Source organism: Corallococcus llansteffanensis, from assembly GCF_003612055.1.
GTDB classification, from domain to species: domain Bacteria; phylum Myxococcota; class Myxococcia; order Myxococcales; family Myxococcaceae; genus Corallococcus; species Corallococcus llansteffanensis.
The window spans coordinates 1-9,373 of sequence record NZ_RAWB01000395.1 but is presented as its reverse complement, the minus strand read 5'-3'; the positions used below and the strand labels follow the sequence as shown (position 1 = coordinate 9,373).

The 9,373-nt window shown below is 73.7% G+C and carries 6 protein-coding genes; 3 read left to right on the top strand and 3 right to left on the bottom strand.

What is annotated here, in order from left to right; all coding sequences use genetic code 11:
• Together D7V93_RS29550 and D7V93_RS29545 are read right to left on the bottom strand one after the other, a co-directional pair.
• Positions 1–680 (bottom strand): CE1 family esterase (locus D7V93_RS29550; protein ID WP_120646566.1); only part of this gene is annotated, 680 nt, incomplete at its 3' end.
• A 10-nt stretch (positions 681–690) separates the two neighbouring features.
• Positions 691–2,886 carry a serine/threonine-protein kinase gene (locus D7V93_RS29545; RefSeq protein ID WP_120646568.1) on the bottom strand — a complete coding sequence of 732 codons (2,196 nt, stop codon included), beginning with the start codon at positions 2,884–2,886 and terminating at the stop codon, positions 691–693.
• A gap of 369 nt (positions 2,887–3,255) precedes the next feature.
• On the opposite strand from D7V93_RS29545, the gene D7V93_RS29540 reads away from it, so the two are divergent.
• The 3 genes from D7V93_RS29540 (at position 3,256) to D7V93_RS29530 (ending at position 6,457) form a co-directional block, all read left to right on the top strand.
• On the top strand, positions 3,256–4,536 hold the full coding sequence (locus D7V93_RS29540) for an amidohydrolase family protein (RefSeq protein WP_120646567.1): 1,281 nt from the start codon (positions 3,256–3,258) through the stop codon (positions 4,534–4,536).
• 63 nt (positions 4,537–4,599) lie between these two features.
• Entirely contained in the window at positions 4,600–5,160 is a 561-nt protein-coding gene (locus D7V93_RS29535; RefSeq protein WP_120646565.1) for a peroxiredoxin family protein, read from the top strand.
• Between the two features lie 199 nt (positions 5,161–5,359).
• A complete protein-coding gene (locus tag D7V93_RS29530; protein WP_120646564.1) occupies positions 5,360–6,457 on the top strand; it encodes a CgeB family protein in 1,098 nt (365 codons plus the stop codon).
• Positions 6,458–6,576: 119 nt separating this feature from the next.
• Here the strand turns inward: D7V93_RS29530 and D7V93_RS29525 are convergent.
• The coding region (locus D7V93_RS29525; RefSeq protein ID WP_120646563.1) for a hypothetical protein at positions 6,577–9,373 on the bottom strand (2,797 nt) is incomplete at its 5' end.

The window sequence follows — 9,373 nt, the reverse complement described above, 5'->3', positions numbered from 1 at the left end:
GGGCGGGACGGGGCGCAGGCCACCGAGCCCTCCATGCCCGCGACGGGCGCGATGGCGGCGATGCGCTGCGCGCGCTCACAGGCCAGCCGGTAGGAGAAGAACGCGCCGTTGGACATGCCGCTGGCGAAGACGCGGCGCGGATCCGTGCACACGCGCGCGTCCAGGTCCGCGAGCAGCGCGTCCACGAAGCCCACATCGTCCACGTTGAAGGCCTGGGCCGGGCCGCAGCACGCGACGCCGTTCCAGCTCCGGCTGTCCGCGTCGCCCCGACCGAGGACCTCCGGGAAGTTGAGGCCGCGCGGGTAGACGGAGATGAAGCCCTCGGTGTCGCCCAGCCGGGAGAGGTTGCTCAGCAGCTCCTGGTCCTGCTCGGTGGCGCCGAAGCCGTGGAAGCTGAGGACCACGGGCGTGGGCTTCGTGGCGTCGTAGCCCGGGGGCACGTGGACGCGGTAGTTGCGCGTGCGGCCTCCGTGCTCCACGGTCCAGTCGTAGGTGCCCGCCGTCACCGTGAGGCCCGAACAGGCGGTGCGGTCCGCGGGCGCCACGTCTCCGGCGGTGGTGTCCGGGGGCTGCTGCGTCCCGGCGTCGGGCGTGGGCGCGGGGTCATCCGACGCGGGGTCGCACGCGGCGGCGGTCATCAGCAGGCTGGTCGCGGCGAGGACGAGGAGGCGAAATCGCATGAGAGGGGATTTAATTCCCCGGACCGCACTCCGCCGCCAGCGCCGACGCACGGTCGGGGAACTTTTCCGACAGCGTACGTTTCACCTCGGCCACCGCCGCGGTGTTGCCCTCGTGGGCGTGGAGCTGGCACCTTGCCGTCAGGGCGCGCGGATCGTCCGGGGCCAGACGCTCCGCTTCCCGGTACTCGCGCTCGGCGCCGCGAAGGTCGCCCTGCCGGAAGAGGACGGCGCCCAGGTAGGAGTGGGCCACCGCGAGCGACGGGGCCTTCCTCAGCGCGCGCTTGAGCAGCGAGACGGCGTCGTCCAGCTTCTCCTGGCGGAAGCGCACGAAGCCCAGCTCCGCGATGGCCGCCGCGTCGTCGTGCTGGCGCGTCCAGGTGGAGAGCACGGTGGAGGCCTCGTCCAGCCGGCCGCCCTGCGACAGGAGCTGTCCGTAGCGGGGGGCCACCTGGGCGGAGCCCGGCGCCTGCGCATACGCCTTGGCGAGCGCCGTCAGCGCACCCGGCACGTCGCCCTGGCGGGCCCGCAGCTCGGCCAGGGCCAGCGGCGCGCGGATGTCCTTCGGGGCGAGGAGCGCGGCCTCCTCGATGGCGCGCTCGGCGCGCTTGCCCATGCGCAGCTCGGTGGCGGCGCGCGCGGCGAGCAGGTGCCCCTCCGCCTCCTTCGGGAAGCGCGCGGTGTACGTCTCCGCCAGCGCCAGGGCCTGAGGGTGGGCGCCCAGGCTCAACAGCAGGGTGCTCGCGCGGGCCAGCTCCTTGGCGGTGGCGCGCGGGTCCTGGCCCAGCCCGTCCAGCGCGGACAGCTTCGCCTCCAGCGTCGTGGCGGCCTCCGCGGCGGCGAGTCGGGCGGTGGGAGGGACATCCGGACGGCGCAGGTACCAGGTCGCCCCCGCGCCAAGACCGCCCAGCGCGAGCACGCCCGTGAGGAGGGCGATGCCCCAGCGCGACCGGGTGCGCGTGCCGCCCCCGTCCGCCGGGGAGGCGCGGGGAGGCTTCTTGGATGCGACGGCCGGGCCTTCACCCCGAGGCGCGGAGGCCGCCGCCCCGGACCCGCGCACCTCTTCGTGCGAGGTCACCCGGGTGGACGTCGTATCCGCGCTCGTGTCCCGGGGCGTGGCCTCCGGTGGGGCGGGCCAGGCGCCGTCGGCTCCGACCGGCATCCTGGGCCACTCGGCCGGTCCGCCCGGTCCACCCTGGCCCACGGGCCCCGAGCCTTGCGCACCGGCCCGCGACGCCGAGCCTCCCAGCTCCGCGGGCCAGTTCGCTCCTGCCTCCGCGCCCGTGCCCGAGTTGGACGGGTCCGCGAGCCTCGCGCGGCGCAGGGCCAGGCGCTTGGGGTCGCTGTCGGGCGGGAACAGGGTGTCCAGGTAGGCTGCCACCTGCGCCGGCGCGGCGACCTCCGCGGGACCGCCGATGTGCTCGATGGCGGCGATGAAGGTCTGGAGGCTGTCGAACCGCGCCTCGGGGTCCTTCGCGAGCGCCATGAGGCACACCGCCTCCAGCGCCTGCGGCACCGACGGGTCGAACGCGGTGGGCGGCTTCGGCCGTCCTTCCGCGATGCGCGACAGCACCTCGTCGGGCGACATGCCGGTGAAGGGGCGCCGGCCACAGAGCTGCTCGTAGAGCATCACCCCCGCGGCGAACAGGTCCGCGCGATGGTCCACGCTGCGGCCGGCGATCATCTCCGGCGACATGTAGAAGAACTTGCCCTTGAGCGTCCCCGGCTCCGTGCCGGAGCCCAGCGCGTCCGCCTTCGCGATGCCGAAGTCGATGACCTTCACCGCGCCGTTGACGCCCACGTGGATGTTGTCCGGCGTGAAGTCGCGGTGGACGATTCGCAGCGGACGGCCCGCCTCGTCCACGGCGCGGTGCGCGGCATCCAGCCCCCGGCACGCCTCCACCAGCACGCGCAGGGTGATGCCCAGGGGCACGCGCTGGCCCCGCTCGGCGGCCTCCTGCCGCACCTCCGCGAACGAGCGTCCCTCCAGCAGCTCCATGGCGATGAAGGGCTCCCCACCCTCCATGCCCAGTTCCAGGATGGACACCACGTTGGGGTGGCGCACCTGCGCGGTGATGCGCGCCTCGTTGAGGAACATCTGCACGATGCGCCGGTCCGCGACCAGGTGCGGCATCAGCCGCTTCACGGCCACGGAGGGGCCCCGCTGTCCGTCCGGCGCGATGGGGCGCGCCAGGTACACCTCGGCCATGCCGCCCGTCGCGATGCGCGCGCTCAAGCGGTAGTGCCCTGCCCAGGAGATGCCGGATTCCGACGCCACGGTGCGGGCAGTCTACGGGCCCCCACCCCCGCCGCCCAAGGTCCTCCAGGGCTGCCTGCCTGGCTGTTACCAGGGGAGCCCCCTGTCACCTCGATGTTTCAGGGGAGCGGGAGCGCCGGGGCGGGCCCATGCGGACCGTGTCAGGCGGGCCGGGACGACGGGTGTGGGTGGAAGGAGGGCCGTACCCGGTGACCGGGGACGGGGGTGCGGTGCTAACCTGCCGCGCTCGAAGCGGGACCCCTAAGGGGAGGGGGCCTCCGTCGCGAACCTCGCGCACCGTCGCGCATGCAGGGAGGGATGTTGGGCACCGTCCTCAAGGGTGGTTACGTCGTCGAGTTGGAGCCCGCCTCCGTGGAGCGGGTGGACCTGCGCATCGAAGGTGAGCGCATCGTGGCGCGGGGCGAGGACCTCACGCCCGGCCCTGACGACGAGGTGGTGGCGCTGTCCGGCAAGCTCGTCTTCCCGGGGCTCGTCAACGCCCACCACCGGCTCGCGCAGGTGCTCGCGCGCGGCTGGGTGCGGCCGACGCCCGCGTCGTACCAGGCCCTGCTGGAGCAGGTGCGCTGGCCCTTCGAGAACGCCCTGGACCTGGACGCGGTGCAGGTGGCCGCCACGGCGGCAGGCCTGGAGTCCATCCAGTGCGGCACCACCACGCTGTTCGACCTGCACTCCTCGCCCCGCGCGGTGACGGGCTCGCTGCTGCGCCTGGCGCGCGGGCTCCACGAGGTGGGCGTGCGCGGCGTGCTGGCCTACGCGGTGACGGACCGCATGGGCGCGGTGGGCCGCGAGGAGGGTCTGGAGGAGACGGTCAGCTTCGCGCGCAAGGCCCGGGGTCGCTTCCGGGGTCAGGTGGGCGCGGGGCCTTGCTTCACCCTGAGCGATGACGCCCTCCAGGGGCTGGGAGAGGCGCTCAACACCTCCGGCACCGGGCTTCACTTCCCGCTCGCGGAGGACCCGCTGGACGAGCGGCTGTCCACCGAGCGCCACGGCAACCCGCCGGTGACCCGGCTCCTCAACGGCAACCTCCTGTCGCCGCGCGCGATGGCGGCGCACGCGGGCCACCTGGAGTGGGCGGACCTGGCGCAGGTGCTGGCCACGGGGACGTGGCTCGTGCACACGCCCCGCTCCAACCAGGGGCAGGAGGTGGGCTACGCGCCCGCGCTGAAGTTCGGGGCCCGGGCGTCGCTGGGCACCGACGGCACGTCGTCGGACCTCTTCGCGGAGGCGCAGGCGGCGTACCTGCGCTCGCGCGAGGCGGGGCAGCCCATTGATGTGCTGCGCTATCTGGCCAACGGCCACCGGCTGGCGTCGCAGGTGTTCGAGGCGGCCATCGGTCCCATGCGCGAGGGCTCGGTCGCGGACCTGCTGGTGCTGGACTACCTGTCGCCCACGCCGCTGACGGCGGAGACGCTGGCGTGGCACGTGATTCACGGGCTGGGCAGCCGGCACGTGGAGGCGGTGATGGTGGACGGCGTGTGGCGCGTCTGGGCGCGCAGGCCCCTGTCCGTGAACCCCTCCGTGGTGGCGGACCAGGCGCGCGAGGCCGCCACGGCCGTCTGGGAGCGGCTGAACCAGACGTAGTAGGGGGCCGGGCGGGTTGTCCCCCGGCTTGTCCCGAGCTCCGGGGACCGTTAAGTCCCGGCCATGCTCATTCCCCTGCTCGTCGTCGGATTGGTCAGCGCAGCGATTCCCCAGGTGGGCGAAACCGCCCCGGACTTCACGGTGAAGGACACCGGGGGGGCGACCTACACGTTGTCGGAGATGGTGAAGAAGGGGCCCGTCATCGTGGCCTTCTTCCCCAAGGCGTTCACGGGCGGGTGCACGCGCGAGCTGACCGCCTACACGAACCGCTACAAGGACATCGAGCAGGTGCAGGGGCAGGTGCTGGCCTTCTCCACGGACGACGCGGAGACGCTGGCGCGCTTCAAGAAGGAGCTGAAGGCGCCCTTCGCGTTCATCCCGGATCCGGACGGCAAGGTCGTGTCCGCGTACGACGTGAAGATGCCGGTGTTGACGGTGTCCAAGCGCTACACGTTCGTCGTGGGCGAGGACCGCAAGGTGCTCAAGGTGGACGAGGGCAAGGACGCCATCGACCCCACGGGCGCCATCGTCGCGTGTCCGCTGCGCAAGGACGGGGCCGCGAAGCCCGCCGCGGCGCCTGCCGGGAACACGCCTCCCATCAAGCCCGACGCGGCCACGAAGTAGTCGTCACGCTTTCGTGACACGGGCCCCTCGCCTTGGAGGGAGGGGCCACGGTCCATTGCCCGACGTCACTTCACACTCGCGGTCGGCTGGGGCCTCGGGCCGTTGAGGAGTTCACGCGACCCCGGGGTCAGCGCCTTGTTCGTCGGCGGGAGGAAGCGATAGCCCTGGAGGTGCGGGGGCGAGAAGGAGGCCCACATGGATGAACATCGTCTTCCTGGGGCCTCCGGGCGGGGCAAGCGCTGACGTGAAGGTCGGCTCGGCATCAAGGCAGCTCGCGCATGCGTTGCGACAGCGGGGGCACATGGTGCTGCTCCTGGAGCAGATGGGGCTCCACACGCGGCGGCTGGAGGTGGAGACGCCTTGCACGCCGTACCTGGGCGTGGCGGACCTCGATGCGCGCTTCCGTTCCCACGTGCGGCGTGCGGACCTGGTGCTGGTGGACTCGGACGTGCCCGGGGTCGCGGAGGTGGGGCGCTGGGCGACGGAGACCGCGCGCGGCCTCACCGCCTTCTGGGACCACGACACGCCCCGGACGTTGCAGCGGCAGGCCCTCCGCAAGGATGCGGCGCGGCTGACGCTGGAGCATCTCGCGGGCTACCGGATCCTCCTGTGCTCCAGTGGGGGGCCGGTGCCCCGGAGGTTGGAGCGCGAGTGGGGTGTGCCCCGGGCGCGCGTGTTGCTGCCCGGCGTGCAGGCGGAGCACTTCGCCCCGAGGACGCACGGCGTGCGCTGGGACCTGGGGCACCTGGGGCTGCTGTCGGCGGAGCGCCGGTCGCTGTTGAAGCCGTTGCTGTTGGATGTCGCGTGTGACTGGCCCGAAGGGCGCTTCCTCCTTGCCGGGACGATGTCCGTGGTGGATGCGGATGCGGCGTGGCTCGGAAACGTGAAACGGCACGCGGCCACACCGTCCCGCGAGCACCCGGCCTTCTACGGCGCGCAGCGCTTCACGCTGGCCGTCTCGCGAGCGGAGCACACGCCGGGCAGGAACCTGTTCGAGGCGGCCGCGTGCGGCGCGTCGTTGATCTGCGACCCCTGGGAGGGATTGGAGGACCTCTTCTCGCTGGGCGAAGAAGTGGTCGTGGCGCGCACGTCGAAGGACATGCTGCGCTACCTGCGCGAGATGCCGGAAGCGGATCGGCTCCAGTTGGGCCAGCGCGCCCGGGCCCGGGTGCTCGCCGAGCACACCGTGGCCCACCGGGCCCTGGCGCTGGAGCAGTACGCCGATGAGGCCGTGCGGGGCGGGTCCTCGGGAGCGCCCACCCGGGTGCCCGATGCGCTGGAGCGCTTGCCGAACTGAACCCCGTGGGCCCGTGGCGCATGAGGCGCCAGACGGATGGGTCTGGCATTGAGCTGTGATTGTGAGCCTGGCGCCGGGAGGAGGGGCCTCCCGGCAATGCCTCACACCGCCTGGATGACTCACTCCCCAGGCGGCGTCTTCACCACCTCGCGCGGCGGGAATACGAACTGCGCGGCGCCCGCCACGAGCGGTGAGTCGTCCCGCTGGAGCGCGGCGAGCGTCTCCAGCCGCTCCGGCGTCCAGCCGCGCCCCTCCTGCGCATCGCGCACCAGGCACTGGACGGCCACACGCCGCACCTCCGGGCTGGAGCTTGCCCCCAGCCGCGCGCCCACGGCCCTCAGCGACTCCACGGGCAGTTGGGCCACCGCCACCTGGGCCGCCATCAGCGCGTCCGCGTGAAGCCATCCCGCCTTCCCCAGGGCATCCAGGTGGCTGGCGAAGTCCTCCGGCTCCAGCGCGATGACGGCGCAGCGCACACGCAGCGTGGCCAGTCGCGGGTCGTGTGTCAGCACCTCCTCGGCCAGCAGGCGCACCGTGCGCAGGGGCACGGGACGCATCCGCTCCCGGGGCTGGAGCAGCGACTCCAGCGCCACGGCCAGCGCCCGCCGGTCGTCCACCACCGCCTCCAGCATTCGCGCCATCAACGGCAGGTCGTGCTCGTCGGACCGGTGGACGAGCGCCCCCATCGCCGCGCGCACCTCGTCGTCGAAGGGCGACACCAGCCGCGCGCCGCACGCGGCGAGGAAGACCCGCTCCCGGTCCTTCACCTGCAACCACGCCGCGCGCTGGAGCAGGGTGATGCGTGCGTCGGGCTCCGGCCGCGCCAGCACCTTCGCGAGCAGCGCGCACAGTCGCGCGTCCAGCGCTTCCGTGAGCCGGTCCGCCGGGATGTCCCCCACGCGCGAGGCCATGATGGCGTCCTCGCCGGTGACGGCGTGCTCGAACACGGCCCAGGTGGGCTCGCGGTCCAGGTGGTCCCACAGCGCGCGCAGCAGCGCGATGCGCACGTCCCGGTGCAAGGGCAGCGCGTCCAGCTCCAGCAGCCGCGCATAGGCCGCCTCCGAGCGCAGCTCGCCCAGCAGCCGCACCACCTCCTTGGCGACCGTCACCTTGGAGAGCGGCACGTCCGCGAGCAGCGCCAGCACCCGCGCGGGCGGCATGCCGTTGAACGCGCGGCGCAGGCCGTAGATGGCGATGCGCGCGCGCTTGTCCTCCAGGCACTTGAGCAGCGTGGGCACGCCCTGGCCCTGGTCACACCGCGCCAGCACCCGCAGGGCCCGCTCCTGCACCGCGGGCCGCGCGTCGTCCGCCATCGCCTGGAGCGCGTCCATCGGCGCCCAGTCCAGCGCCGCCAGCCGCGTCACCGCGAGCAGCAGCGTGGGCGTGTCCCGCTCCAGGTCCTCGCACAGCTTCGACAGCGCGCGCGAATACGCCCGGTTCTGCTCCGCGGTCCACCGGAAGAAGCCCGAGTCGAACGGGAGGAGCCAATGCGTCGCCCCCGTGGCGAACTGCCCGGTGATGACCGGCGCGGCCAGGAACGGCCCCAGCAGATCCTGACGCCGCCGGTGCAGGTACTCGCGCACCACCGGGATGGCGATGGCGCTCTCGTCCCGCTTGAGCAGCGTGGGCAGCATCCGGTCGAAGTCCTCCCACGCACGCGAGCGCAGGAGCCACAGCGCGTTCGCGGAGGGCTTGCCCAGCCGCAGCGCCACCCGCTCCAATTCCGCCACCAGCTCCCGGTGCAGGGGCACGTCGCGCGGCTCCCGCAGCGCCAGCGCCACCACCTCGTCGTCCCAGCCCCGGTCCCGCCAGCGCCGCAGCGCGCCCGCGAGCGTCGCCTCGAAGCGCGGCCGGTCCTCCTTCGACAGCCACTGGCTCAGCGCCACCGCCAGCCGCCCGTCGGGCGTCGCGTCGCGCACGGAGACGAGCCACTCCGACAGCCCGGGCACCAGGGCCGCGCGCTTGCCCAGGCTCGCCGCGAGCTGGAGCAGGGGCCCGCCGCGCTCCCGCTCCGCCCAGCCCTTCGCGAGGGCCAGCAGGTACGGCGCGGCCCTCCGCACCTCCTCGTCCTTCAGCCGGTGCCCCAGCCCCGCGTCCTGGAGGTGGCCCCGCTCCTTGAGGAACGTGCCCAGCCACGGCGCCCCCCACGCGGGGTCCGCGCCGAAGGCCCGCACCAGCAGCCGCTCCGCCACCTGGGCCGTCGACGACGACAGGTCCGCGGCGTCCAGCGCGTCGCGCAGGATGCGGCCCAGCGCCTCGGTGTGCTCGGCCTTCCACATCCGCCGGGGCCACTCCGCGAGCGCCTGCAACATCGTCCCGCGCACCGGGTCCTGTTCGTTCTTCCGGGCCAGCACCATCGCCAGCGCGGGTGCCATCCAAGCGGGTTCGTCCGGACGCAGGCCGGGCAGGGCCAGCAGCGAGCCCAGGGCCGCGCCGCGCATGCCCGCGTCCGGATGCCCCAGCGCGCCGCGAAGCTCGCCCAGCGCCTCGTCCCAGGGCAAGAGCCGCGCGTACACGAAGCGCGCCTCGGCCCGGGTGCCCAGCGCCACCACCTCGTGCAGGTGCCGCCGCGCCTCGCGCTCGCGCAGGTCCACGGGCAGCCGCTCCAGGTGCCCCAGCGGGATGACGCCGTCGCGGTTGCGCACCGCCGCGCTCCAGCGCTGGAAGACGTGCTCGCGCACGGCGGGGTCCTGGAGCTGCGCCATCAGCTCCGTGCCCCAGGCGGGCGAGGTGTCCACGGCCGCGCTCCACGCCTCCGTGACGGTCCGCCGCAGGGGCTCCGTCACCTCCTCCACCACGTCCTTCGCGCTGCCCAGCACCGTCGGGTCGCGCTCGACGAGCCACGCGAGCCCCTCCGCGTCCAGCGACGCCACGGCCTTCGCGAACAGGAGGTGGGGGATGGGCGTGGTGGGGTGC

What these genes read in the sequence shown, in the direction of transcription:
- D7V93_RS29545 (WP_120646568.1), bottom strand. Translation starts at nt 2,886, where the DNA reads ATGGCCGAGGTGTACCTGGCGCGCCCCATCGCGCCGGACGGACAGCGG.
- D7V93_RS29535 (WP_120646565.1), top strand. Translation starts at nt 4,600, where the DNA reads ATGCTCATTCCCCTGCTCGTCGTCGGATTGGTCAGCGCAGCGATTCCC.
- D7V93_RS29530 (WP_120646564.1), top strand. Translation starts at nt 5,360, where the DNA reads ATGAACATCGTCTTCCTGGGGCCTCCGGGCGGGGCAAGCGCTGACGTG.